Below are 25273 nucleotides of genomic sequence, written 5' to 3' on the forward strand. Positions count from 1 at the left end.
AGGTCAATGCCACCGGCCAGGCCGTAGTGAACGTGCCCTGGGTGGATACCAACACCACCTACAACGCCGCTACCACCGGCGCAGCGGGCCTGATGAGCGCTACCGATAAAACAAAGCTCGACGGCATAGAAGCCGAGGCCAACAAGTACACGCTGCCCAGCGCAAGTGCAACGGTGTTGGGCGGCATCAAGCTGGGCCACGCCACGGTGCAGACCGTCGCTGCGGCAGCGCCCACGGCTACGGCCAGCCGCAGCTACGCCGTGCAGGCCAATGCCAGCGGGCAGGCCGTGGTGAACGTGCCCTGGACAAACACCACCTACAGCGCCGCCACGGCCACCGCAGTGGGCTTGGTAGAGCTTGCAACAAACGCAGAAACACAATCTGGCACGGATGCTGCCCGGGCTGTCACGCCCGCTGCCCTGGCTGCCGTGGCACTGGGGCAGAAACAGACTTGGCAGGACTTAACAGGTAGTCGAGCTGCGAATACGAATTACACGAACACCACAGGCCGGGCAATTTTTGTGCATGTGCTTACGGCTCATATAAGTAATGGATCAGCAAATCTGGAAGTGGGTGGTGTATTGGTTTCACATGAATCCGCAGCCATTGGTGGGGGACAGAACAACAATTTGCGGGCAGTGCTAACGGCGGTCGTTCCGGATGGTGGAACATATAAAGTTTCAGCAGGCATTTGGGGTGGCCCCTACATCGAATCATGGGTTGAACTACGATGAAATACTACAAAAACGACATCACGGGCGACGTTTACGCCTACGAAAACGACGGTTCCCAAGACGACAGCATCCTGCCCGAACTGCGCCAGATGACTGCTGCGGAAGTCCACGCCCACCTGAACCCGCCGCCAGCCCCGCCCCGCGTACCGGAAAAAATCACACGCGCCCAGGGGCGGCTGGTGCTGTACCGCGCAGGTTTGTGGCCCGCAGTGCTGACATTTGTTGCAGGCATTGCAGACCCTGATGAGCAATTCGAGGCCGACGCCGCGCTCAATCACACAACCGAGTGGGAGCGCTCCAGCCCCTTCCTGTGCCGTACCGCGCAGGCGCTGGGCCTGGACGATGCGCAGCTGGACGCGCTCTTTCGCGAAGCGGCCCAGATCGTGCCGTAGCAACCGCTGCTACACCTGCCCGCGCTAGCGCCTGCGCAGGGCCATGGGCACCATCGACGGGTCAGCAACTCCCCCCGTCAAAGCGTCCATGTCCACCGAATACCACCACGGCGTGCGCATCCTCGAGATCACCGAGGGCGTGCGCCCCATCCGCACCATCTCTACCGCCATCATCGGCCTGGTGGCCACCGCATCGGACGCCGATGCCGATGCCTTTCCCTACGACACCCCGGTGCTCATCACCAACGTCCAGCGGGCCATGGGCAAAGCCGGCACACAAGGCACCCTGGCGGCCAGCCTGGATGCCATTGCCCAGCAATGCCAGCCCATCACCGTCGTGGTGCGCGTGCCCGATGGCCTGGGCGAAACTGACGAAGACCGCGCCGCCGACCTGGTCAGCAACGTCATCGGCACCACACTGCCCGATGGCAGCTACACCGGGATGCAGGCCCTGCTGTCTGCCCCGGCCAAGCTGGGGGTCAAGCCGCGCATCCTGGGCGCCCCAGGTTTGGCCAGCCAGCCGGTGGCCACCGCCTTTCAAAGCCTGGCGCAAAAGCTGCGGGCCATGGCCTACTGCGGCACCTACACGCAAAGTGTGGAAGAAGCCATCCTCTACCGCGCCAACTTCAGCGCCCGCGAGCTGATGCTGATCCACGCCGACTTCCAGCGCTGGGACACCGTCTCCAGTGCCACCGTCAATGCCCATACCGAAGCCTATGCCCTGGGCCTGCGGGCCAAGATCGACATGGACACCGGCTGGCACAAAACCCTCTCCAACGTCGCCGTCAATGGTGTTACCGGCATCACACCCGCCATCTACTGGGACCTGCAAAACCCCGCCACCGACGCCGGTCTGCTCAACCAGAACCAAGTCACCACGCTGGTCAACCGCGACGGCTACCGCTTCTGGGGCAGCCGCACCTGCTCGGACGAACCCCTGTTTGGTTTCGAGAGCGCCACGCGCACCGCCCAGGTCCTGGCCGACAGCATTGCCGAAGCCCATATGTGGGCCGTGGACAAGCCCCTGCACCCCAGCCTGATCAAAGACATCCTGGAAGGCGTCAACGCCAAGTTCCGTGAACTGACCACACGTGGCTACCTGCTGGGCGGTAGCGCCTGGTTTGATGAAAGTGTCAATGAATCGAGCACCCTCAAGGAAGGCCAGGGCGTCATCGACTACGACTACACCCCCGTGCCACCGCTGGAAGACCTGACGTTTCGCCAGCGCATCACCGACCGCTACTTTGCCGACTTCGCCAGCCGCGTGGCCACCGGCACCTGAACCAACACCCCCCTTATTTTTAGGAGCAAGACATGGGAATGCCCAGCGTCCTCAAACACTTTGCCACCTTTATCGACGGCACCAGCTACGTCGGAGAGGTGCAGGAAATCACCCCGCCCAAACTCACCCGCAAGATGGAAGAGTTTCGCGCCGGGGGTATGCGTGCGCCGGTGGATATTGACCACGGCATGGAAAAGCTCGAAGCCGAAATCACCTCGGGCGGTTGGCTCAAAGACGTCCTCAAGCAGTTCGGCAAGTCCACCGTCGATGGCGTACCCCTGCGCTTTACCGGCGCTGCCCAGCGCGACGACACCGGCGAATACATGGCCATTGAAATCTTCATGCGCGGGCGCTGGCAAGAGATTGACCCCGGCGCAGGCAAGTCTGGCGACGCCAGCGAATTCAAGGCCAAGATGACGTTGAACTACTACCGCCTGGTCATTGATGGTGAGGACATCTGCGAGATCGACGCCATCAACATGATCGAAAAATTTGGCGGCACTGACTTGCTGGAAAAAGTGCGCAGCATCCTGGGCGTCTAAGCCCACTCACCCACCCGCCTGGCGCAGCAGCGCTGGGCCCACTTTAAGGAATCCCCATGCCTGGTACCGAAAAACCAATCCCCACCGCAGCCAAGAACGACAACATCAAAGTCATCACGCTGGACACCCCCTTCCAACGCGGGGAAAAAATGGTGGAGCACATCACCGTGCGCCGCCCCAACGTAGGCGCACTGCGCGGCACATCGCTCAGCTCCCTGTTGATGCTGGATGTGGACGCCATCCAAAAAGTGCTGCCGCGCTGTACCGAGCCGCCGCTGATCAAGTCCGAGCTCGACCAGCTCGACCCCGCTGACCTGGTGCAACTGGGCACGGCGGTAACGGGTTTTTTGCTGACCAAAGAGAAGCGGGAGCAATTGCCCGATGCGTAGAAGACGCCATTGCAGACGTGGCCTTCTTCTTTCACTGGCCCCTGTCTGAGCTGCAGGCCATGCACCTGCATGAGCTGATGGCATGGCGCGAACGTGCCGTAGCCATCCACAACCAAATCAACGCCCCCGAGAAATAACCCCATGGCCGATAAAAACTTGCGCGTCAGCATCATGCTGCAGATGGCTGAGAGGGTGCTGGGGCCGCTGAAGAACATCAGCCACGGCAGCAGCGAAACCGCGCAAACCCTCAAGGCGGCGCGGGAGCAGCTCAAGCTGCTGGAGGCTGCGCAAGGTGATATCGGATCGTTTCAGCGCTTGCAACAAACACTGGGCGAAACAGAAAGCAAGCTTAAGAGCGCCCGCGAACATTTGCGTGCCACAGCCAACGCTTTCGCAGAAAACGACACCCATAAAACATCTGCCACCATGCTCTCCGCCGCACAAGCGGCCGACAAGCTTGGCGCAAAATTCAACGTCCAGCAGCAAAACCTGCGTGGCCTAAGTGCAAAACTCAAAGAAGCGGGGATCAGCACTGACAACTTGGCAACAGACGAGCAGCAACTGCGTGCCAGAATTGCCGCGACCACCGCAAATATTGATAAGCAAACTGCTGCACTCAAGGCCCAAAACGAAATTCAGAAGCAAGCATCAGGTATCCGACGTGCGCAAGCCCGCAACGTGGCCGCCCGGGGCAATGCCCGTGGTGCGCTGCTGGACGGCGTGGCCCTTGCCACCACGCTGGGGGCCCCCATCAAAATGGCCATGGACTGGGAGCAGCGCCTGGCCGAGCTGAACAAGGTGGCGGACAAGACACCGCAAGAGCTGGCTGCCATTGCCAACGCTGCGCAGAGCCTGGCGGTGCAAACTGGCGTGGCCCGGGAAGAAATCATTGGTGCCTACATTGCCGCCAGCCAGGCAGGCTTTGCCGAAAGCGAATGGGCACAGTTTGCCGAGGTGTCCGCCAAAATGGGCGTCGCCTTTGACACCACGGGCGACAAGGCCGGTGAAATGCTCAAGGCCTGGCGCAGCGGCATGAGTCTGAGCATGGACCAGGCCGCCTTGCTGGCGGGCACCGTCAACCACATTGCCAACAGCATGAATGCCACCGCCACAGACATTGGCGGCGTGCTGCAGCGCCAGGGTGCCTACCTGTCTGCCATGGGGCTGACGCAAACGCAGTCCGCCGCACTGGCCGCCACCATGCTATCGGGCGGTGCCACGGAAGAGATTGCCGCCACCGCCAGCAAAAACTTCATGAAGGCCATGACGGTGGGCTTTGCGGCCACCAAAAGCCAGCTCAAAGTTTTTGAAATGCTCAATCTTGACCCTGAAAAACTGGCCAAGCAAATGCAGCAGGCGCCAGAAAAAGCCATTGTGGGTGTCATGCAGCGCCTGCAAAAACTGGCACCCGACCAACTGGCCCCGGCCATGAAAATGCTGTTTGGCGATGAGTCCATTGGCCCGGCAGCCCAGATTGTGAAAAGCGTCGATGGGCTGGTGGCTGCCTTTGCCATGGCCGATGACAGGGCCAAAACCCTGGGCAGCCTGCAGGCCGAGTTTGACAGCATGGGCAACACCACCCAGCAGCAAATGCACAAGGCCCGGGAAGGGGTCAAGGTGGTAACCACCGCACTGGGCGCCGGCTTGCTGCCCGCCATCAACACCACTTTGGCCGCCTTTGCCCCGATGGCCTTGGGCCTGGCGCAATGGATGCAGGCCAATGAAGGCATGGTCACTACCGTGGTCAGCATCATTGCCGCCATCATGGCTTTCAAAATTGCCGCTATTGCTGGTGCCTATGCCTTCACATTTTTGAAGGGTGCTTGGCTGGCGGGTCGGATGGGCATCTTCATGCTGCGAACCAATTTACCCATGATCACTGCGGGCCTCAATGGCGCAAAAGCAGTAGCCTTGACTGCGGGGAAAGCGGTTCCTGCAGCGCTCACGCGCATGGGTTTGGCCATCCAGGCGCCCGCCCGTGGCGGCCTGGGCCTGTGGCAAAAGCTGCGCCAGCGCATGGCCGTGCCAGCAGGCCAGCCGGGCCGCTGGGAACGCCTGCGCAAAACCATGGCCGCCTTCCCCGATGCCGCCAAGGCCATCGGGCGGCGCATGAAAGACGCGGTAGCCGCCCTGCCGCAAACCACCGCCAACGCCTGGGGCCGCATAAAAGACGGCATCGCCGCCGCAGGCACGGCCACCGGCCGCGCCTACAAGCGCCTGCTGGCCTACGTGGCGCTACAGAAAACCGCCGCCCTCGGCGCAGGCCGCCGGGGCGTGGTGGCCATGGCGCTGCGCGGCCCCGGCGGCTTGGCCAAGGATGCGGCGGGCGAGCTGGCCAACCTGGCAAGCAAAGGCATTGCGGGCACCGTCACAGGCATCGCCGCCGCCCTCCTGAAACTACGCGGTGCCATTGCCATCGTAGGGCGGGCGCTGCTGCTCAACCCCATTGGCCTGGCCGTCATGGCCATCGCCACCGCCGCGCTGCTCATCGTCAAATACTGGCAGCCCATCAAGGCATTTTTTGCGGGCTTCTGGCAGGGCTTCAGCGAGGGGCTGGCCCCGCTGTCAGGCATGTTTGCGGGTGTCTTTGGCGGCCTGGGCAACATGCTGGCCCCGCTGCGCCCGGCATGGGATTGGCTGGCGGGAGCCTTTGCCGCCGCCTGGGGTTGGGTGTCACGCCTGTTCACCCCCATCGAGCACACCAAAGAATCACTGCTCGGAGCCACCGAGGCGGGCCGGGGCTTTGGTGCCTGGCTAGCGGGCCTGGTGGTGACGGTGGCCGAGCTGGTCGGCAAATTCTTTGGCTGGGGCGCGGACATCGTGCGCGGCCTGGTCAGTGGGATGCTGTCGGTCGTGGGCACGGTGGTGGACACCGTGGCGGGCATTGCCAGCAAGATCAAAGGCGTGTTCACGGGGGACATGCAGATTAAAAGTCCCTCGCGCGTGTTCATGCAGTACGGCGGCTTCATCGGCCAAGGCGCGGCCATTGGTATGGAAAAAATCCTGCCCACCGTCAGCACCGCCGCCCTGGCCCTGGCAGGGGCTGCCGCCCTGCCCATGCAAACCCATGCGCTGCAAGCACCGCTCATCCAAATGGCTGCAACCCTGCCCTTAGCACAGGCAGAAAGCAGCAACCCCGCTGCCGCAGCCACGCCCATAGCGGCCATTGCACCTGCCGCACCCCGTGCCGGGGGGGCCAGTGCGCCGCCGGCAGTGGGCGGTAGCACCTACCAAATCACCATTCACGCCGCCCCGGGCATGGATGGCCAGGCCATTGCCCGGGCCGTGGCCGCCGAGCTGGATCGCCGTGACCGCGCCGCCGGTGCGCGGAAAAAATCAGCCCTGCATGACATTGACTGACCACGATGAATGACGACGACGAGCAGCTGCACGGCTCCATCCTGCTAGCCCTGGGCCAGTTTGTGTTCGAGCTGGGCACACTGGCCTACCAAGACTTCAAACGCAGCAACGACTGGCGTCACGCCAGCAACAGCCGCGTAGGTGCCCGCCCTGCCTACCAGTTTGTGGGGGTGGGAGATGACAGCATCAGCCTGTCTGGCTGGGTGGCCCCCGGCCAGGTGGGCAGCTACCCCAGCATTGCCGCCCTGCGGGCCATGGGCGACAGCGGGCAAGCCTTTGCCCTGGTCGGCGGCACGGGGGAAGTGTTTGGGCAGTACGTCATCAAGCAGCTGGAAGAAACCGGCACCTTCCACGACAAACGCGGCCGCCCTGGGCGGGTGGACTTCAGCTTGCAACTGACCCGCGTGGATGACAACGCCGGTGGCGACAAAGTCACCGTGGACGATGGTGGCCAGTACGTAGCCCCCGGCGAGGAATAAGCATGGCCAGCCACACCGCCACGCACTACACCCATCTGGCGCCAGACTACCGCCTGGTGGTGGAAGGCAAAGACATATCCGCCGCCGTGCAGCCCCGGCTGATAAGCCTGACGCTGACCGAAGGCCGCGCCAACAGCGCTGACCAGCTGGACATCGAGCTGGACGATGCCGATGGCCAGCTGGCCATCCCCCGTAAAGAAGCCGTAATTGCCCTGACCATTGGCTGGAAGGGCCAGCAGCTGGTGGACAAAGGCAGCTTTGTGGTGGACGAAGCCGAGCACAGCGGCACCCCCGACCGCGTCACCATCCGCGCCCGCGCAGCCGACCTGGGCGGCGAGATCCGCTCCCGCAAGGAAAAAAGCTGGCACGACACCACGCTGGGCACGGTGCTGGCAGAACTTGCACAGCGCAACAGCCTGACGCATAAGATAGATAAAGCACTGGCAGCTATCAAAGTTGAGCACCTGGATCAGACCAACGAGAGCGATATGCACCTGATCACCAGGCTGGCCCGCAAGCACGATGCTGTGGCCACGGTGAAGAAAAAGCACCTGCTGTTTATGCCCATCACAGGCACCACAACCAGCCAGGGCGAGCACCTGCCCACCGTGGCCATCACCCGTGCAGATGGTGACCAGCACCGCTACAGCACCAGCACCCGCGATGCATTCGAAGGCGTGAAAGCCTACTGGTCAGACCGCGTGAATGGCCGGCGCAAAAGCGTGGTGGCAGGCAAAAAAGACGGCAGCCTGAAAACCCTGAAAGAAACCTACGCCAGCGAGCAAGATGCCCTGGCCGCCGCCCGTGCCGAGCGCCAGCGCCTGGAGCGCGGCATGGCCACCTTCGAGCTGACCCTGGCCGTAGGCCGCCCGGACATCACCGCGCAGTCACCAATCAAAGTAACAGGTTGGAAAGAGGAGATTGATGGGGAAGACTGGCTGGTCAAGGAAGTCACCCACAGCCTCAATGAAGGCAGTGGGTGGACCAGCAAGGTACAGATGGAAAGGGGTGGTGCAGATACCGAAAAATGATTATTTTTCTTTTTTATTTTGAATTTTTATAAGTCCGGCACGGAAAAAACCTTGCATATCGATATATTGCGTGGCAGAGCGAACCGCATTTAATCTGTAATCTTGGTGCAGCGGTTCAGTAATTTGTTATAAGCGCGTGACGTATATTGACTCGGAATGATCCAGCCGCCATAGCTCGGATTGCGCCGACCGTCCCAGCGGCAGATATCAAACATGATTTGTTCCAATGGGCCTGTAGCGGGGCCAGACACAGCCATATCGCCGCTCGGTAGTCTTGTGGTTTTGATCTGGCCGTCTATTCCAGATACAACAAAGATACTCATCCCGCCTCCTATTGTTAAGGTACTTGCTACAAGGCTTTGTGCTTTTTTTAAAAAGAGGTACTGCTTAAATTAGCTGCATGCTGCAAATGACTTCAGACCAAGCTATTTACAAAACACGGGCTGTCGGCCCGAGTATTTTTATCAAAGCACCACTACTACTGACTGCGCGTCAGCTTCGTAAGCGATGGAATCAACGTATTCAGCTGCTTGGTAATAGCATTGTATTCTTTAATCAATCGCCTGGACGCTACAGACGAATCAATCACGCCGTGATGGTTCGCCAGCTCTCCAGCATTCAACAGCGCAAACTGCCGCCCTTTAAGGTAAATAAACTGCTTGAGCTTGGCATCATTGCACAAAGCCCGCCGCACGTTATCCACTTGCCGTCCAGCATAAGTTCGCGTCGAGTCCGGTAAAAAATGGATCTCAGAAAAGTGGAATTCGCGGGGGCTCAAATCAATGAGCTTGCCATCTGAAGGGCGACGCCAAACGGCATGAAACTCTGCTTCAAGCATCACGTGGGGCATTTCCCACAGTGCCCAGCCAATCACACGCTCGCCACCGTTACGCTGCACATGATGTGCAACCTGTGTAAAACAATCATTGACGGGTGCACCACGGTCAGGGCTGCACTGGACAACGACAGGTACAAAGTCTGGTACCAAATCATTGCAAAGCGCAGCTATGTGGCTAGTGCCAAGTGGGGCGGGAATTGTCACAATCATAGAAACCTCAGCGGCAAATTTGCTTGCTTGCACTGATCGTTCCATCCTTGCAAACAAACTTCCCATTCTGGCAGTGTGAAACGCCCCCCTTCTTTCCAGAACAAGGGTAGTTGCGGGCATCTGCATTTGCCATCAATCCAAAAAATGCAACGCTGGCCATAACGAAAAAAGCAGAGAGTTTCTTCTTCATACTAATCCTCGAAAAATATCTTCATCAATCACCGTTACGCCCAGCACCTAGATTTTTTCAATACCTTATTAATCGTCCAGCTTCAAAGCGACCTTTTGTGCAATATTCAGTAGATCGCGCAGCAGCAGCGCATTGCTTGTGCCCTTGCGCTGCTCTGCCTTGATGAGTGTTTGGAGATATTGCGCAAAACACTGGTGGGCCTCCCGGGCAGGTGCGGGCGTGCGCCCCCCTGTCAGGATATAAAGCACATCAATTCCAGGAGCGAACTTGTGTAGCTTGCCCAAGTAGTCAACATCCGGCGTGCTCTCGCCCTGCTCGTATTTGCGTTGTGTGCGCTCATCGACTCCCCCATACAAAGCACACACCTTCTGGCTCATACCCAGCCGCTTACGTTCTTCCTTGATTCGCTCATTCATTGGCATTCCCCTTTACGCCGCCCGCTTGGCCCCGCCCTTTACAGGGGCCGCAGATTGCGCTGCCGCAAAGGCCGCGCCCTCAATAATTTTTTTGCCTTCTTCGCTGGTGTGTTCATAGTTGTCCAGCAGCGCCGCCTGGCGCGGTGTGAGCGCAACACCACTGTGGGCCTGGCGCTGGCCAGTCAGGATGTACAGCACATCAACCCCGTGGGGAGCCCAGGCAGCCAAAACAGATGCAGTAGGCGCACCAACACCCTTTTCCCAGTTGATTTGTGAGTGCTTGGAAGCCTCTGCAAGTGCTGCAAAAGCGGTCTGGCTGTAGCCCAGCCGTTCACGTTCTTCCTTGATTCGCTCATTCAGGTTCATAAATTTCAACCAGATTTATTGAAAGGTTGAATTTTTTCAACCATAATGCGTACATCTCTTAACAACCTCTTAACGACGCATTATGCAGACCAAACCCGCCTCGACTTACGTTGCGCCGCGCAATGGCCAGCGGCTGCGCACTTCGCGCGATGAAATCCTTTACGTGCGCATTGCGCCGCCTGATGCGCAGGAAATGCGCCGTCTGGCCGACAAGGAAGATTGCACCTACGCCGCCATGGTGCGCAAGCTGCTGGGCCTGGGCCTGCGCACCTACCCCAGTGGGGGCCACCGCCCATGATGCAAGCGCCCATAGTTGCCCAAAGCGCCGCCGCCCCCACCCGGTGGAAAGGCACGGCCAAGGAGGCCATGCGCCTGCGCTGCCCGCACTGCGAATGCCCGTGTGTGATTCGCAGCAGTGAGCAGATGTCGGTGCTGACCCGCCAGTCGGTCTATTACTGCGTGAATGCGGAGTGCGGCCACACCTTTGTGGCCCTGACCGAGATCGTGCGCACCCTCTCGCCCAGTGCTACGCCTGACCCGAGCGTGAATCTGCCGCTGTCCAGCCACGTGCGCCGCGATTTGCTGCAGGTGACGCTGGAGCACGCCGGCGTTGCCCCGCACTGCACCCGGTTCACCAAGCCGGTGAATGGCGACTTGTTCGCCACAGAGCGGCCCGCTGATTAAAGCGGGTTAGCCCCCTTCTCTCCCCACCCCTGAGATGTGCCTTTTTCAAGGCGCAGGGATTTTTTTTGCCTAAATTTTTTAAGGAGCTGACCATGCAAGAGTCCACCCCCCTGAGCAAAGAGCAGGCCCTTTATCTGCGCTGCATTCAACGCAACATGGAAGCGGCGCGGGTGCTGTTTGAGCAATGCCGTGAAAGGACCGTAGAGCAGTCACTTTGGAGCGCGATGTACACCTGTGCAATGGCTGCAGAGGAGAAGGCCAATGCTTTATTCCCCGATTTGAGGGTTTGGGGGGGGCCTGCTGCTGGCGGGGCCTGAATCGACGGCGTTTGCGCTGGCCCAGAGAATGCATCCGGGGTTCCGCCAGGAGGGGGAGCAATGATGGCCGCACTGAGTATTCGCCAGCCCTGGGCCTGGCTGGTGGTGCATGGCTACAAGGACATTGAAAACCGCGACTGGCCGACCAATTTCCGGGGGCGGTTGCTGGTGCATGCCGGCCTGACGATGACGCGCAACGATTACGAGCAGGCAACCCAGGCGCTGGACGAGGCGGGGCTGCTGCCCCTGGCCGGGCTGCCCGCGTATGAGGCCCTGCCCCGGGGCGGTCTGGTGGGCTGGACGCGGGTGGTGGATTGTTGCCAGGAGCATGCATCGCCCTGGAAACAGGCCGACCGCTGGGGGTTTGTGCTGCGCGATAGCCGGCCTATGCCGTTTTTGCCGTGGAAGGGGCGGCTGAACTTTTTCAACGTGCCCAGGGCCGCATTGCAAGGGTGGGCCGCAGCATGAGTGATTTGCTTGACGATATTGCCCAGCGCCTGCAGGCGGACTACAGCATGAAGGTGGTGGGCAAGCATTTGCGCCAGGGCCTGTGCCCAGAGTGCAGCCAAAAGAGTTTGTGGACGTTTGCCGCCAGCCCTTGGGTGGTGCGCTGTGAGCGGCTGAATAACTGTGGCTATGAGGCCCATGCCCGGGAGCTGTACAGCGATTTGTTTGAAAGCTGGTCTGACCGTGTGCACAAGATGGAGGAGGCCAAGCCCGCCGCGCAGCGCAGCCCGACGGCGGTGGCCGATGCGTATTTGCGTGAGGGCCGGGGCTTTGACCTGGCCCTGATCCGGGGCCTGTACACGCAAGAGCAGTATTACGACGCCAAGGCCGACCGGGGCCGGGGGGCTGGCACGGCAACGGTGCGCTTTGTGGTGGGCGACACGCATTGGGAGCGGCTGATTGACCGCCCCGCCCGCTTTGGCAAGAAGAAGGCCAACTTCAAGTACGGCGGCAGTTATGCAGGCCATTGGTGGGCGATGCCACACCTGAGCTTTGCCGCGCCCAACCCTGCCCAGCCGGATGCCCCCCAGCCGCCCAAGGCGCTGTGGCTGGTGGAGGGAATTTTTGATGCCATTGCCCTGGCGCACCACGGGATTGCGGCGGTGGCGTTGATGAGCTGCAGCAATTACCCGGAGCACGCGCTCAAGGCGATTGCCGAGCAGGTGGAGCGCGAGGGCAAGCAGGTGAGCCGCCCCAAGCTGGTATGGGCACTGGACGGGGACAAGGCCGGGCGCGAATACACGCTGCGCTTTGTGCAGCGGGCCACTGAACAGGGCTGGGAGTGCGCAGCAGCGCAGATCCCGCAGCAGCGCGGTGCGCCCAAGCAGGACTGGAACGATTTGCACCTGCGCGATCGGCTGCAGGACAAGGATGTGGATACCTACCGCTACCACGGTGCCCTGCTGCTGGCGCAAAGCGCTATGGACAAGGCCTTGCTGATTTACAACAGAACCAACCGTACGGAGTTTGATTTTGACTTTGGCAGCCGCCTGTACTGGTTTGAGCTGAATCTGGCGGCCTATAGCAAGGCCAAGGATGCGCTGGAGAAGGCCCAGGAGGAGGGGCCGCCGGGCCCGTACCAGAGTGAGCGAGAGATTCGCGCCAAGGCGCTGGAGCAGTCGGCGGTGCTCAAGCCTATTGCCAATTGCCTGCCGCGGGCCCTGTACTTTCAGCGCAATGAGGTGACGCAGGAGGCGTGGTACTACTTCAGCATTGCCCAGCCGCATGACAGGCGGCCGGTAAAGGGAACGTTTACCTCTGGCCATTTGTCGGCGGCCAGCGAGTTTAAAAAGCAATTGCTTAATTTGGCACCAGGTGCCATTTACAGCGGCAGCAGTGTGCAGTTGGAGCGGATGCTATTGCGCCAGCTGGAGAAGATCAAGGTGGTGCAGACAGTGGATTTTGTGGGCTACAGCAAGGAGCACAAGACTTACCTGCTGGGCGACTATGCCGTCAGCGGCGGCCAAGTGTACGAGGCCAACGAGGAGGATTATTTTGAGATTGGCAAGCTCTCGATCAAGAGCTTGCAGCGCAGCATTGCCTTGCATATCAACACCGACCGCGAGAGCCAGGACAAGAGCTGGCCACAGCACCTGTGGAATGCCTTTGGCCCATCGGGGTATGTGGCACTGGCGTTTTGGTTTAGCAGTCTGTTTGCCGAGCAGGTGCGGGCCGAGCAGATGTCGTTTCCGTTTTTGGAGATTGTGGGCGAGCCAGGCAGCGGCAAGACCACGCTGATCCAGTTCTTGTGGAAGTTGTTTGGGCGCGATTACGAGGGGTTTGACCCCAGCAAGTCCACAGCCAGCGGGCGTATGCGCACGTTCACGCAGGTATCCGGCCTGCCGATTGTGCTGATCGAGAGCGACCGCGAGACCAAGACCGGCAACAGCGCCCATGTAAAGAGCTTTGACTGGGACGAGCTCAAGGATGCCTACAACGGCCGCAACGTGCGCACCACCGGGGTGCGCACCGGCGGCAATGAGACGTATGAGCCGCCGTTTCGCGCCAGCATCGTTATCAGCCAGAACAACCAGGTGCAGGCCAGCCAGGCGATCATGGAGCGTATCTGCCACATGACGTTTACCACCAGGGGCCATACCAAGGCCAGCTTTGAAAGCGCAAAAAAGCTGGAGACCTATGAGATTGAGCAGCTCAGCGGCTTTTTGCTGGCCTGCCTGAAGCAAGAGGAGCATGTGCTGCAAACCTTCCAGACCGAGACCGAGAAGGCCACCAGCTGGCTGCTGGAGCAAGACGGCATCCACAAGCCCCGTATTGCCAAAAACCACGCCCAGCTGTTGGCGGCGGTGATGGCCATGTACCCCCTGATGCGGATGAGTGAAGCGCAGTTCGAGGCGGTGCGCGACCAGATTGTGGCCATGGCCCGGGAGCGCCAGCACGCGATCAGCGCCGATCACCCCCTGGTGCAGGAGTTTTGGGAGGCGTTTGATTACCTGGACACCATCCCCAAACCCAGCGCCGGCGGCCCTGTGCATGTGCCCCGCCTGAACCACAGCCGTGACAAGGGCTTGATCGCCGTGAACTTGAACGAGTTTGTGGAGATGGCCAGCAACCACCGCCAGCAGGTGCCACCCATGAGCGAGCTGAAAAAGGTGCTGCGCACCAGCAAGACCCGCCGCTTTGTGGACGCCAGCCGGGCCGTGAACAGTGCACTTACCAACAACCATGACAAGCCAGACCAGGGCAAGACCGTGCGCTGCTGGATTTTTGAACGCAATTCATAACGCATGAGCCCGCCATTAATTTACCGACGCGATGCACTGCTGAAGGTCCTGGGCATCAGCAAAAGCACCCTGCGCAACTGGATGCTGACGGAGGACTTCCCCCACCCGGTGCAGCTTGGCCCACGGGCCGTTGGCTGGTCCGCCACCCAGGTTCACGCCTGGCTGGAAAAGCGCCCCACCGTCTCCCCGTTCGAGCTACAAGATGCTTGATGCCTCACGTATCGGCAACTCAATGGCCTATTTAATGGCCTATAGAAAGACAAAAACAATGAAAAATGCTTATGAATAAAGGATTTCTGGCGGATGCTGCCTTCCGCCACTTCAAGAATTTTCAAGTCCCCCCACGCGCCAGGGAGGCCCTGGACGAATCCCGCTGCAAGCTTGCGCTGTGGGTCAGACAAGCGGCGCCATGATTCGTGCCAAACCTCCCTAGGGAATACCTGAGTGGCTCTGCGCAGACGGGTCACTATGCTGGCTTGCACGCAAGCGCCAACAGGAGGGGGCCATGAAACCGCTAGTCATCATTCACGGCTGGAGTGACGAGTCGAAATCCTTTGCACGTCTGGGCCAACGAATCGCAACCGACCTGGGCGTGACGCCGACGGAAATCCGGCTCGGGGACTGGATATCCATGAACGACGAGGTCACGTTGCCGGATGTGGCTGCCGCGCTCGGCATGGCCTGGAGCCACCACGGCCTGCCCACTGCGCCTCGCAGTGTCGATCTGGTCGTGCACAGCACCGGTGCGCTCGTGGTGCGCGAATGGATGACCCGCTACCACACGCCCCAGTCCGTCCCGATTCATCGGTTGCTGATGCTGGCGCCCGCAAATTTCGGTTCTCCCCTCGCGCACAAGGGGCGCAGCTTCATCGGCCGGGCCATCAAGGGCTGGGGCGAGCCGAGGTTCCAGACCGGCAAAAAAATCCTCAAGGCGCTGGAGCTGGGGTCGCCCTACACCTACGAACTGGCGCACCGCGACCTCTTCGGCATCAAAAAGCCCTGGTATGGCGCGGGCCGCATCCTATGCACCGTACTGGTGGGCGACGCCGGCTACAAAGGCATCGCCTCCATCGCCAACGAGGACGGCTCGGACGGCACCGTGCGCATCAGCACGGCCAACCTGAATGGGGCCAAGATCACACTGCAACTGGACGAGAAAAACGAGGCCGTGCGCTTCGACCTCCAGGCCCCCCTGGGAGAGATCGCCTTCGGCATCGTGGCCGGAGAGAACCACAGCACCATTGCGCTCAAGGACACAGGGCCGATCAATCCTCTGTCACCCGAACTCATCATGCGTGCGCTGACGGTGGAAGATGAAGGCTGGAGCGAGTGGATTGCCTCTCTCGCCAAGCAAACCCGGGGCGGCGGGGAAGACACCCGCTTTCAGAACACCGTCATTCGCCTGCATGACCAACTGGGGCACAAGGTTCCCGACTACTTCGTCGAACTCTATCGAACCGAAAAATCCGACGACAGATTCGAACAGCGGCTGTACCAGAAATTCATCGACTCCGTGCATCCGTACGAAGACGATCAAAGCTACCGGGCGCTGTACCTGGATATCGGCATCCTGGACAAGCTACGGCCAGAAATCGAGGAAAAGGGCTTGCTGTACTTCAGCTTTCTGGCCTCGCCGGTCTACGCTTCAGGCAGTCGCAATGGCAAAAAATCCGGCCTGCCCCCCGTAGGCTACCTCCCCGTGCCCGAACACAGGACTGGCGGCGTGAAGGTTCAACCATCGCAGTTGGACGAGGTTTTCGCGGCGCACCGCACCGTACTCATTGATGCGCAAATCCATCGGTTTGTCGATCCATCGGTGTTCCAGATGCGTCCCCTGAAGCCTGCCACCCCGTAACTCCCGATCGGCCTTGCAGGGTCAATGCGCCGCCGCATCGGCAGGCATGTTGCCCACGGGCACGGGGCGGCGGGTCAGCCAGATGAAGCCGATCAGCACGATGAACAGCAGCGACGAGGCCCAGAAAATATCGTCCACCGCCCGGGTGTAGGCCTGCTGGTCGATCAGCCGGTTGATTTGCGCCCAGGCCTGCTCCTGGGTCAATCCGGCTTTTTGCAGTTGCGCCAGGGTCTGGGCAAAAACGCCCTGGCCATCGACCAGGGATTCGGTCAGGTGGGCATGGTGCATGGCTGCGCGGTTTTCCCACAGCGTGGTGGTCATCGACACGCCCATGGCCCCGGCGGTGATGCGCACGAAATTGCTCAGGCCCGCCGCTGCCGGAATGCGCATCGGCGGCAGGCCGCTCAAGGTGATGCTGGTCAGCGGGATGAAGAAGAACGCCATCGCCACGCCCTGCACCAGGGTCGGCACCATGATGTGGGCAAAGTCGGTATCGGTGGAAAACTGCGCCCGCATCCCCATCACCAGGGCAAAGACGATGAACGCCAGGGTGGCCATCTTGCGCGGGTCCCATTGGGCCACCTTCTTGCCGACCAGGGGCGTCAGGAGGATGGCGAACAGGCCCACCGGGGCCAGCGCCATCCCCGCAGCAGTGGAGGTATAGCCCAGCCACTGCTGCAACCACAGCGGCAGCAGCACCACATTGCCGAAAAAGACGCCGTAGGCCACCGACAGCGCCACCACCCCGGCGGCAAAGTTGCGCTGGCGAAACAGGCTCAAGTCCACCACCGGGTGGGCATCGGTCAGCTCCCACAGCACGAACACCGCAAAGCTGACCACCGCCACCACGGCCAGGGCGACGACGAAGCCGGAGGCAAACCAGTCGTGTTCCTTGCCGGTATCCAGCATCAGTTGCAGCGCCCCCACCCACAGCACCAGCAGGGCCAGGCCGATGGTGTCGATCGGCAGCTTGCGCGTGGGCGTCTCCCGCGTGCGGTAGATGCTCCAGGTCATCAGGGCCGCCGCCAGGCCGACGGGCACGTTGATGTAGAAAATCCACGGCCAGGAGACGTTGTCGGTAATCCAGCCCCCCAGCAGCGGCCCGACGACCGGGGCCACCAGCGTCGTCATGCCCCACAGGGCCAGGGCCGTGCCGGCGCGGGACGCGGGGTAGCTGGCCAGCAGCAGGGTTTGCGACAGGGGAATCATCGGCCCGGCCACCGCCCCTTGCAGCACGCGGAACAGCACCAGCGTCTCCAGCGACCCGGCAAAGCCGCACAGCCAGGAAGTGAGTACGAACAACAGCACGCTGGCCGTGAACAGCCGCACCGCGCCAAAACGCTGGGTCAGCCACCCGGTCAGCGGCACGGAAATGGCATTGGCCACGCCAAAGCTGGTAATCACCCAGGTGCCCTGGCCGGGGCTGACGCCCACATCGCCGGAGATGGCCGGCAGGGCCACGTTGGCGATGGTCGAATCCAGCACGTTCATGAAGGTGGCCAGGGACAGGGCCAGCGTGCCCAGGGCCAGTTGAACGCCCTTCAGGGGCGGCGGAGGGGTGGCATCGTGCATGGGCAGCCTGTCACGCCCCGGGCCAGGCGGTCAGGGCGGCGACATTCTCGCCAGCGATGATGCGGGCGATGCGCTGCTCGGCCTGCGGCAGGGATAAATCATAATTCATAGCTTTTTCCGCTGATATTTCAATGATTTCAGCATTGTTTGTCTTTGAATTTGTTTGTTCATCGGCAGAAACAGCATCTTTATCGATAGCACTATCCCTTGCAACGTCCGCATCGCGGATATCCACCCGCGCCACCATGGACAGGCCGACGCGCAGCGGGTGCGCCGCCAGCTCCCGGGCATCCAGGCCGATGCGCACCGGCACCCGCTGCACCACCTTGATCCAGTTGCCGGTGGCGTTTTGCGCCGGCAGCAAGGCAAACGCCGCCCCGGTGCCCGCGCCCAGGCCTTGCACCGCGCCGTGGTAGCGCACCTGCTTGCCATACACATCGGCCACCAGCTCTACCGGCTGGCCGACGCGCAGCGCCGCCAACTGGCTTTCCTTGAAGTTGGCATCCACCCACAACTGCTGCAAATCCACCACGGTAAGCAAGGGCGCCCCGGCAGCCACCCGCTGCCCCAACTGCACGCCGCGCTTGGCCACCTGCCCGCTGACGGGGGCCAGCAGGCGCGTGCGCTGCAGCGCCAGATACGCCTCGCGCACCCGCGCCGCTGCGGCCAGCACGCTGGGATGCTCGCTGGCGGCGCTGCCCCGGGTCTGCGCCTGCGCAGCGGTCAGTTGCGCCTGGGCGGCCCTGACGGCAGCCTGGGCCGCCGCCACGGCCTTGTCCGCCGTGCGGGCCTGGGCCCGGGCATGGTCGAACTCCTCCTGGCCCACGGCCCCCGCCTGGGCCAGAGCACGGCGGCGCTGCACGTCCTCCTGGGCGCGGGCCGCATCGGTCTGCTGGCGCAGCAGCTCTGCCTGGCGCTGGACGACCTGGGCCTCCAGCGGCGCATTGCCGGCATACAGGCTGCGCACCTGGCGGGCCGTCTGGGCCAGATCGGCTTCGGCCTTGGCCAGATCGACCAGCGCATCGGCAGGGTCGAGCTGCACCAGCCACTGGCCCGCCTGCACCGGGTCGGTATCGTCGGCACCAATGGCCACCACCGTGCCGCCCACCTGGGGCGTGACCTGCACGACGTGGCCGGCAACGTAGGCGTTGTCGGTGGTTTCGTAATTGCGGTTGACCAGCCATTCCCAGCCGCCCCAGGCCAGGGCGCCGAGTGCCACCACGCTGGCGATGACGACCAGCCCCTTGCGGCGAACCGCTGGCCTGGCCACTGCCGTGCCCCCCTGGGCGGGGGATTTTTTCTCAGAAGAATCGGTCATGCTTGTTCCAGTCAGGGGCGTAATGTAGCGGCGTAAAAACACCCCCGATGTCACGTTTGCGGCCAGGAAAAGGCGCAAACATTACGGGTTTTTCCCAGTGATTGAGGCGGTCGGGCACAATCCGTCGTTATGAATGCGTGCCCCACTTCTTCTGTCGTGCTGCCCTCTGCCGCGTTGCTGGACACGCGCGAACGGGCCTTGCGGGATTTGCGCATCAGCGTCACCGACCGCTGCAATTTCCGTTGCAGCTACTGCATGCCCAAGGAAGTGTTCGGCAAGGACTACGCCTACCTGCCGCGCAGCGCCCTGCTGCACTTCGAGGAAATCACCCGGCTGGCCCGGCTGTTCGCCACCCACGGGGTCGGCAAGATCCGCCTTACCGGCGGCGAGCCTTTGCTGCGCAAGGGCCTGGAGCAGCTCATTGCCCAGCTGGCCGCGCTGCGCACCCCCGCCGGCGCTGCGCTGGAAGTGACCCTGACGACCAACGGCTCCCTGCTGCAGCGCAAGGCCGCCATGCTCAAGGAAGCGGGCCTGAGCCGCCTGACCGTCAGCCTGGACAGCCTGGACGACGCCACCTTCCGCCGCATGAACGACGTGGACTTTCCCGTGGCCCAGGTGCTTGACGGCATTGCCGCCGCCCGCAGCGCCGGGTTCGAGCGCATCAAGGTGAACATGGTGGTTAAGCGCAGCACCAACCTGGACGACGTTCTGCCCATGGCCGAACACTTTCGCGGCACGGGGGTGACGTTGCGCTTCATCGAATACATGGACGTGGGCGCCACCAACGGCTGGTGCATGGACGAGGTCGTCCCCTCCGCCGAGGTCATTGCCCGGCTGCAACAGCGTTTTGCCCTGACCCCCCTGGAGCCGACGGCCCCGGGCGAGACGGCGCAGCGCTGGGGTTACGCCAATGCGCACGGCGCACACGACCCGGCGCTGGGGGAGGTGGGCGTCATCAGCAGCGTGACCCGCGCTTTCTGCGGCAGTTGCAACCGCGCCCGGCTCTCGACCGAAGGACAGCTCTACCTGTGCCTCTTCGCCCACCAGGGCTGGGATTTGCGCCGCCTGCTGCGCGACGGCAGCAGCGATGCCGAGATCAGCGCCGCCATCGCCCGCGTCTGGGGACAGCGCCAGGATCGCTACTCCGAACTGCGCTCCCAAGGCCTGGGGGACGCAGCCGCCGCACCGGCAACGACCAGCGTGCAGCGGCGGCGCATCGAAATGAGCTACATCGGCGGCTGATGGCCCACCGTACCGCCCCATCGCGCAGCAATACCACGGGCCTGGTGCTGGCCGGAGGCCAGGGCACGCGCATGGGCGGGGTGGACAAGGGCTTGCAGCCCTTGGCCGGCCAGCCCCTGGCCTGGTACGCGCTGGAACGCCTGCGGCCCCAGGTGAGTACCTGCCTCATCAGCGCCAACCGCCATCTCGACCAATATGCCGCCTGGGGCGTGCCGGTGCTGGCCGACACCCTGCCCCACTACCCCGGCCCGTTGGCCGGTTTCCTGGCCGGACTGGCCGCCTGCCCGACCGAATGGCTGCTGACCGTGCCCTGCGACAGCCCGTTCTTCCCGGCCGATCTGGCCCAGCGGCTGGCCGCCTGCGCCCAGGAACACCAGGCCCCCCTGGTACTGGCCGCCGCCCCCGATGCCCAGGACGTACTGCGCCCGCAGCCGACCTTTGCCCTCATCCACCACGATCTGGCCCCCAGCCTGGCCGACTTCCTGGCCCAGGGCGAACACAAAATCGGCCTGTGGGCGGCCCGGCAAGGCCGGGTGCTGTGCCCCTTCGACCGCAGCGGCGACGCCCCCTTGCGCAGCTTTGCCAATATCAATACCTTGGCCCAATTACAGGCACAGGGGCAGGCCCTGCCTGCCGCTTAGAACGTGTTTGCGTTCTTAGGAATCCGTCATGCACCAAGACCTCTCCGTTCCCCAAGCCCAGGCGCTGCTGGCCGACATGGTCACGCCGCTGGCCGCCAGCGAAACCCTGCCCCTGCCGCAAGCCCAGGGGCGCATCCTGGCCCGGGACATCGTCAGTCCCATCGACGTGCCCGCGCACAACAACAGCGCCATGGACGGCTACGCCTTCGCCGGCGCCGCCCTGCCATCCGGCAAAACGCCCACGCTCACCATCGTCGGCACCGCCCTGGCCGGCCAGCCCTGGGACGGCACCCTGCAATCCGGTCAGGCGCTGCGCATCATGACGGGGGCCGTCATCCCGGCGGGGGCCGATACCGTCGTGCCGCAAGAGCTGGTGACCGTGCAGGGCAGCACCGTCACCCTGCCTGCCGGTGGCATCCCCCCCGGGGCCAACGTCCGCCTGCGCGGCGAAGACCTGGCCCAGGGCCAGATTGCCCTGCAAAAAGGCCAGATCCTGAACGCCGCCGCCTGGGGGCTGGCCGCCAGCCTGGGACTGGTCACCCTCCCCGTGGCACGGCGCCTGCGCGTGGCCTACTTTTCCACCGGCGACGAAATCCTCAGCCTGGGTGAACCGCCCCGCCCCGGTGCGGTGTACGACAGCAACCGCTACACCATCGTCCGCATGCTGCACCGCCTGGGCGTGGAAGTGCTGGACCTGGGCGCCATTCCGGACGAGCCGCAGCGCCTGCGCCAGGCCTTTACCCAGGCCGCCGCAACCGCCGATGCCATCATCACCAGCGGCGGTGTGAGCGCCGGCACCGCCGACCACACCCAGGCGCTGATGCAGGAACTGGGCGAAGTCGCCTTCTGGCGGCTGGCGCTGCGCCCCGGGCGACCTTTGGCGGTTGGAAAAATAACGGCAAAAAGCGCCTCCAACCCAATGCTGGAAAGCGCTGACAGCTCTCAAAAAAATCAGCCAACCTGGCTCTTTGGCCTGCCCGGCAATCCGGTGGCGGCCATGGTCAGCTTTCTGGCCCTGGTGCGCCCGGCATTGCAGCGGCTGATGGGGGCCACGGTAAGCGCCCCGCTCTACATCCCCGCCCGCTGCAGCCACGCCATCCGCAAAAAACCCGGGCGCACCGAGTACCTGCGGGCCATCGTGGCCCTCGCCGCCGACGGCAGTTTGCAAGTGCGCACCACCGGCGCCCAGGGCTCGGGCCTGCTGCGTTCCATGGTGCAGGCCAACAGCCTGATCGTGCTGGAACACGACCAGGGCGATGTCGCAGCCGGGGACGCCGTGCCGGTGTGGCTGCTGGACGGGATGGTCTAAAAGATCGTGAACAGGTTCTTAACGGGGGCGGCGCTTTGGAACGCCCCCGGTATTTGAGCGAGTCTCCAGATGGCGGAATGTCACGCGCCCCTTGTTCAAATCGTAGGGCGACATCTCAACCGTAACCTTGTCTCCAGCCAGAACACGAATGCGGTGCTTGCGCATCTTGCCGCCCGAATATGCAATCAGCTGATGCCCATTCTCGAGAACGACGCGGAAGCGGGTATCCGGCAGAATTTCTTCGACACGGCCTTGCATTTCAATGAGTTCTTCTTTTGACATGGTTCTCCTGGAAAAATTGGGTTCAAACGAATGCTGAGTGCATGCACTCAATTAAGTTGGTTCGACAGCACCATGGTGCGTGCCTGGGCGAGCGCATAGCTGTTCGCCAGCGCTTCACTGGCGAACTGAGGAATAAAGCGGAAGATGCGGTCATAAACGCCGCGACGGATAGAAACCGAGGAGGCGAACTGGCCTGAATCGTCAATGCGACTGAAGGGTGTAACAACGTAGTTGCCCACCTGCTCTTTGATTTTTTGTTGCAGCATGGAAATATGGACGAACCAGGCCTGCCGTCAGGCACTGTCGTCAAATTAGAAAAAAGGAAATTCCCGGGAGGGGAAGAACGGTGCAGGCCGAAACTGTGAAGCCTGCAAGAATTTGCCAATGGTGTGCGACCGTCTGCGCTTCAAATGAAGGGAACTGCCCGAAGCCAAGGGGCTATAACGGGGGTCAAACATGCACTAGAGTGGGCAAACAACAAAACCAGCGCAGTCGGGCAGTATATACGCGAAAGCTGAATCAGGTACTTGCTCAACTGAATGCCCGTACAGCCTTTGCATTCAAGCCAGCACCTGCTCCACCCCCAGGTTGGCCAGGGCATCGGCCCGCTCGTTGCCTTCATCGCCGGCGTGGCCCTTGACCCAATGCCAGGTAATGCGGTGGCCGGCGTTCTGCACCAGGGCATCCAGGGCACGCCATAGATCGGCGTTTTTCACGGGCTGTTTGGAAGCGGTGACCCAGCCCTTGGCCTTCCAGCCGTGAATCCATTCGGTAATGCCCTGGCGCACGTACTGGCTGTCCAGGTACAGCTGCACGTCGCACGGGCGCTTGAGGGCCTGTAGCGCCTCGATCACGGCGGTCAGTTCCATGCGGTTGTTGGTGGTGTGACGCTCGCCGCCATACAGCTCCTTGCGGTGCGTTCCCGATTGCAGCAGCACGCCCCAGCCGCCCGGGCCGGGGTTTCCTTTGCAGGCCCCGTCCGTGTAAATCACTACGTGGTTCACGTTTCTTTCCTATGTTTTGTTTTTATGTGCCGAAGCCGCTACTGCAGCCGCCGGCACGGCCTGGCGCCGCCAGGTGGAACCCAGCAGATGCACGCCCTGGACCTTTTTCACGGCCAGCACGCAGTATGCCCCGCCCAATACCGGCCAGACCCGTTGGCCCACGCTGTCCAGCCAGCCCCAGCGCCGCTGCCACAAGGCAGTGTCCAAGGCCGGGGCGTGGCAGCCGAAATCGACCGCCACCACCTCCAGCGCCAGCAGTTGCAGCCAGTCGCGCAGCCGCCAATAGCTCAGGGCACGGGCGGCATTGAGCTGGGCCGGGCGCTCCAGCCCATGCTGGGCGCCCCACAGGCTCCAGCGGTTCAGGCCGAAAATCAGCACCCGCCCCTCGGGCACCAGCACCCGGGCCACTTCGCGCAAGGCGGCGTGGGGCGACTGGCAGCGCTCCAGCGTGTGCGGCAGCACCAGCAGATCGAGGCTGGCCTCGGCAAACGGCAGGGCTTCCGGGTGGCAGACGAGCCGGGCCTGCGGCGGGACTTGGCAAGACGGGCTTTCGCAGGTCAAATCGGCCTCTTGCGCCGCCAGCCAGCGCCGAGGCATACGGTTGCAGCGCAGCCCCTGCAAGGCCGGCCAGCCCAGCTGCAAGGCGTAGTAGCCAAAGATGTCGGCCACGGCCTCGTCGCAGCGCTGCTGCTGCCAGTCCAGCAAATACTGTTGCCAGGCCCTGGCCTGCGCTGGCTGCGGTTGATCGTGCAATCCTTGCTCCTTACTCCCTACCCGACATACTGATTCTGCTTATGCTTGTTGTGCCTTTGCCTGCGTTTTCCGACAACTACATCTGGCTCGTCCACAACGGCCAGGATGCCCTGGTGGTCGATCCCGGCGATGCCGCCCCGGTACTGACCGCTTTGCAGGCGCAGCAACTGACGCTGCAGGCCATTGTATTGACGCACCACCATGGCGACCATACGGGCGGGGTGGCGCAGCTGCGCCAGGCCACCGGCTGCCGCGTCCTCGGCCCCGCCCGCGAGCCGCTGCCCGAACCGGTCGAGCGCGTCCATGCCGGGCCGCCGCTGACCTTGCTGGGCCTGTCCTGGCAGGTGCTGGAAGTGCCCGGCCATACGGCAGGCCACATCGCCTGGTACTGCCCCGACCTGGGCAGCGACGGGGCGGTATTTTGCGGCGACACCCTATTCTCCGGCGGCTGCGGGCGCCTGTTTGAGGGCACGGCGGCGCAGATGCACGCCGCGCTACAGCAATTGGCGGCGCTGCCGGCCAAAACCGCTGTTTTCTGTGCGCACGAGTACACCTTGAGCAATTTGCGCTTCGCCCTGGCCGTTGAGCCTGATAATGCTGCGCTGCAACAGTACCGGCACTGGTGCCAGCAGCAGCGCGATCAGGGGTGGCCCACCCTGCCCTCGACCATCGGGCAGGAGTTGGCCATCAACCCCTTCCTGCGCTGCACGCAGCCCGCGGTACAACGCTCTGCCCACGCTTTCGACCCCGCCACCGCTCCTACGGCTGCCGCAGTTTTCGCTACGCTGCGGGCCTGGAAAAACGTTTTTGCATGACCGG

Annotated in this window: 31 protein-coding genes; 20 read left to right on the forward strand and 11 right to left on the reverse strand. The window is 62.5% G+C overall.

Annotation, left to right across the window (positions count from 1 at the left end; genetic code table 11):
• The 9 genes from ACFO3A_RS12750 to ACFO3A_RS12790 all read left to right on the forward strand — a co-directional run.
• A partial coding sequence (locus ACFO3A_RS12750) for a head fiber protein (RefSeq protein WP_377726959.1) occupies positions 1–734 on the forward strand: 734 nt, incomplete at its 5' end.
• Positions 731–1126 (forward strand): hypothetical protein, encoded by a 396-nt coding sequence (locus tag ACFO3A_RS12755; RefSeq protein WP_377726962.1) that lies wholly within the window; start codon positions 731–733, stop codon positions 1124–1126. The genes ACFO3A_RS12750 and ACFO3A_RS12755, both read left to right, overlap by 4 nt.
• An 88-nt stretch (positions 1127–1214) precedes the next feature.
• Entirely contained in the window at positions 1215–2408 is a 1194-nt protein-coding gene (locus ACFO3A_RS12760; protein ID WP_377726965.1) for a phage tail sheath protein, read from the forward strand.
• Between the two features lie 32 nt (positions 2409–2440).
• Positions 2441–2950, forward strand: coding sequence for a phage major tail tube protein (locus ACFO3A_RS12765; RefSeq protein WP_377726968.1), 510 nt, complete (start codon positions 2441–2443; stop codon positions 2948–2950).
• Between the two features lie 56 nt (positions 2951–3006).
• Entirely contained in the window at positions 3007–3339 is a 333-nt protein-coding gene (locus ACFO3A_RS12770) for a phage tail assembly protein (RefSeq protein ID WP_377726971.1), read from the forward strand.
• A 17-nt stretch (positions 3340–3356) separates the two neighbouring features.
• On the forward strand, positions 3357–3476 hold the full coding sequence (locus ACFO3A_RS12775) for a GpE family phage tail protein (RefSeq protein ID WP_377726973.1): 120 nt from the start codon (positions 3357–3359) through the stop codon (positions 3474–3476).
• Between the two features lie 4 nt (positions 3477–3480).
• A complete protein-coding gene (locus ACFO3A_RS12780; protein ID WP_377726976.1) occupies positions 3481–6699 on the forward strand; it encodes a phage tail tape measure protein in 3219 nt (1072 codons plus the stop codon).
• A 5-nt stretch (positions 6700–6704) separates the two neighbouring features.
• On the forward strand, positions 6705–7178 hold the full coding sequence (locus ACFO3A_RS12785; RefSeq protein WP_377726979.1) for a phage tail protein: 474 nt from the start codon (positions 6705–6707) through the stop codon (positions 7176–7178).
• Between the two features lie 2 nt (positions 7179–7180).
• Positions 7181–8209 (forward strand): phage late control D family protein, encoded by a 1029-nt coding sequence (locus ACFO3A_RS12790; RefSeq protein WP_377726982.1) that lies wholly within the window; start codon positions 7181–7183, stop codon positions 8207–8209.
• Between the two features lie 89 nt (positions 8210–8298).
• Here the strand turns inward: ACFO3A_RS12790 and ACFO3A_RS12795 are convergent, their stop codons facing one another.
• From ACFO3A_RS12795 to ACFO3A_RS12815, 5 genes are all read right to left on the reverse strand, one after another.
• Positions 8299–8532 carry a hypothetical protein gene (locus ACFO3A_RS12795; protein WP_377726984.1) on the reverse strand — a complete coding sequence of 78 codons (234 nt, stop codon included), beginning with the start codon at positions 8530–8532 and terminating at the stop codon, positions 8299–8301.
• Positions 8533–8687: 155 nt separating this feature from the next.
• Positions 8688–9290, reverse strand: coding sequence for a hypothetical protein (locus ACFO3A_RS12800; protein WP_377726987.1), 603 nt, complete (start codon positions 9288–9290; stop codon positions 8688–8690).
• Entirely contained in the window at positions 9265–9447 is a 183-nt protein-coding gene (locus tag ACFO3A_RS12805) for a YdcA family protein (protein WP_377726990.1), read from the reverse strand. The genes ACFO3A_RS12800 and ACFO3A_RS12805 overlap by 26 nt, the downstream gene beginning before the upstream one ends.
• A 68-nt stretch (positions 9448–9515) precedes the next feature.
• Positions 9516–9863, reverse strand: a complete 348-nt coding sequence (locus ACFO3A_RS12810) for a helix-turn-helix domain-containing protein (protein ID WP_377726993.1) — start codon at positions 9861–9863, stop codon at positions 9516–9518.
• A 12-nt stretch (positions 9864–9875) separates the two neighbouring features.
• Positions 9876–10229, reverse strand: a complete 354-nt coding sequence (locus ACFO3A_RS12815) for a helix-turn-helix domain-containing protein (RefSeq protein WP_377726995.1) — start codon at positions 10227–10229, stop codon at positions 9876–9878.
• 82 nt (positions 10230–10311) lie between these two features.
• Between ACFO3A_RS12815 and ACFO3A_RS12820 the strand changes: the two genes are divergently transcribed.
• The 7 genes from ACFO3A_RS12820 to ACFO3A_RS12850 all read left to right on the forward strand — a co-directional run bounded on the left by ACFO3A_RS12820 (position 10312) and on the right by ACFO3A_RS12850 (position 16333).
• Complete coding sequence (locus ACFO3A_RS12820; RefSeq protein ID WP_377726998.1) at positions 10312–10527, forward strand: hypothetical protein; 216 nt, start codon at positions 10312–10314, stop codon at positions 10525–10527.
• A complete protein-coding gene (locus ACFO3A_RS12825; RefSeq protein WP_377727000.1) occupies positions 10524–10913 on the forward strand; it encodes an Ogr/Delta-like zinc finger protein in 390 nt (129 codons plus the stop codon). The genes ACFO3A_RS12820 and ACFO3A_RS12825 overlap by 4 nt, the downstream gene beginning before the upstream one ends.
• 92 nt (positions 10914–11005) lie before the next feature.
• Positions 11006–11230 (forward strand): hypothetical protein, encoded by a 225-nt coding sequence (locus tag ACFO3A_RS12830; RefSeq protein WP_377727003.1) that lies wholly within the window; start codon positions 11006–11008, stop codon positions 11228–11230.
• Positions 11231–11290: 60 nt separating this feature from the next.
• Positions 11291–11698, forward strand: coding sequence for an ASCH domain-containing protein (locus ACFO3A_RS12835; protein ID WP_377727006.1), 408 nt, complete (start codon positions 11291–11293; stop codon positions 11696–11698).
• A complete protein-coding gene (locus tag ACFO3A_RS12840) occupies positions 11695–14478 on the forward strand; it encodes a toprim domain-containing protein (RefSeq protein ID WP_377727008.1) in 2784 nt (927 codons plus the stop codon). Before ACFO3A_RS12835 ends, ACFO3A_RS12840 begins: the two co-directional genes overlap by 4 nt.
• 3 nt (positions 14479–14481) lie before the next feature.
• A complete protein-coding gene (locus tag ACFO3A_RS12845; protein ID WP_377727010.1) occupies positions 14482–14688 on the forward strand; it encodes a helix-turn-helix transcriptional regulator in 207 nt (68 codons plus the stop codon).
• 295 nt (positions 14689–14983) lie between these two features.
• Complete coding sequence (locus ACFO3A_RS12850) at positions 14984–16333, forward strand: esterase/lipase family protein (RefSeq protein WP_377727013.1); 1350 nt, start codon at positions 14984–14986, stop codon at positions 16331–16333.
• 21 nt (positions 16334–16354) lie between these two features.
• On the opposite strand, the gene ACFO3A_RS12855 is transcribed toward ACFO3A_RS12850, so the two are convergent.
• Both ACFO3A_RS12855 and ACFO3A_RS12860 read right to left on the reverse strand, forming a co-directional pair.
• Positions 16355–17905, reverse strand: coding sequence for a DHA2 family efflux MFS transporter permease subunit (locus tag ACFO3A_RS12855; protein ID WP_377727016.1), 1551 nt, complete (start codon positions 17903–17905; stop codon positions 16355–16357).
• Positions 17906–17915: 10 nt separating this feature from the next.
• Positions 17916–19223 (reverse strand): HlyD family efflux transporter periplasmic adaptor subunit, encoded by a 1308-nt coding sequence (locus tag ACFO3A_RS12860; protein ID WP_377727018.1) that lies wholly within the window; start codon positions 19221–19223, stop codon positions 17916–17918.
• A gap of 129 nt (positions 19224–19352) precedes the next feature.
• On the opposite strand from ACFO3A_RS12860, the gene moaA reads away from it, so the two are divergent.
• The 3 genes from moaA to moeA are packed head-to-tail and all read left to right on the forward strand — an operon-like array spanning position 19353 to position 22415.
• Positions 19353–20465, forward strand: a complete 1113-nt coding sequence (gene moaA, locus ACFO3A_RS12865; protein ID WP_377727021.1) for a GTP 3',8-cyclase MoaA — start codon at positions 19353–19355, stop codon at positions 20463–20465.
• Complete coding sequence (mobA, locus tag ACFO3A_RS12870) at positions 20465–21106, forward strand: molybdenum cofactor guanylyltransferase MobA (protein WP_377727024.1); 642 nt, start codon at positions 20465–20467, stop codon at positions 21104–21106. The genes moaA and mobA overlap by 1 nt, the downstream gene beginning before the upstream one ends.
• A 28-nt stretch (positions 21107–21134) precedes the next feature.
• Positions 21135–22415, forward strand: a complete 1281-nt coding sequence (moeA, locus tag ACFO3A_RS12875) for a molybdopterin molybdotransferase MoeA (protein ID WP_377727027.1) — start codon at positions 21135–21137, stop codon at positions 22413–22415.
• A gap of 18 nt (positions 22416–22433) precedes the next feature.
• Here moeA and infA read toward each other — a convergent pair whose 3' ends face one another.
• From infA to ACFO3A_RS12895, 4 genes are all read right to left on the reverse strand, one after another.
• On the reverse strand, positions 22434–22697 hold the full coding sequence (gene infA, locus ACFO3A_RS12880) for a translation initiation factor IF-1 (protein ID WP_377727032.1): 264 nt from the start codon (positions 22695–22697) through the stop codon (positions 22434–22436).
• Between the two features lie 47 nt (positions 22698–22744).
• Positions 22745–22963 carry a hypothetical protein gene (locus ACFO3A_RS12885; RefSeq protein WP_377727034.1) on the reverse strand — a complete coding sequence of 73 codons (219 nt, stop codon included), beginning with the start codon at positions 22961–22963 and terminating at the stop codon, positions 22745–22747.
• Positions 22964–23257: 294 nt separating this feature from the next.
• Complete coding sequence (gene rnhA / locus ACFO3A_RS12890) at positions 23258–23701, reverse strand: ribonuclease HI (protein ID WP_377727036.1); 444 nt, start codon at positions 23699–23701, stop codon at positions 23258–23260.
• A gap of 9 nt (positions 23702–23710) precedes the next feature.
• Positions 23711–24454 (reverse strand): class I SAM-dependent methyltransferase, encoded by a 744-nt coding sequence (locus ACFO3A_RS12895; RefSeq protein ID WP_377727039.1) that lies wholly within the window; start codon positions 24452–24454, stop codon positions 23711–23713.
• A 41-nt stretch (positions 24455–24495) separates the two neighbouring features.
• On the opposite strand from ACFO3A_RS12895, the gene gloB reads away from it, so the two are divergent.
• On the forward strand, positions 24496–25269 hold the full coding sequence (gloB, locus tag ACFO3A_RS12900) for a hydroxyacylglutathione hydrolase (RefSeq protein ID WP_377727042.1): 774 nt from the start codon (positions 24496–24498) through the stop codon (positions 25267–25269).
• Positions 25270–25273: the final 4 nt, after the last annotated feature.

The sequence above is a fragment of the Comamonas nitrativorans genome (assembly GCF_042654765.1).
GTDB lineage: Bacteria > Pseudomonadota > Gammaproteobacteria > Burkholderiales > Burkholderiaceae_C > Comamonas > Comamonas nitrativorans.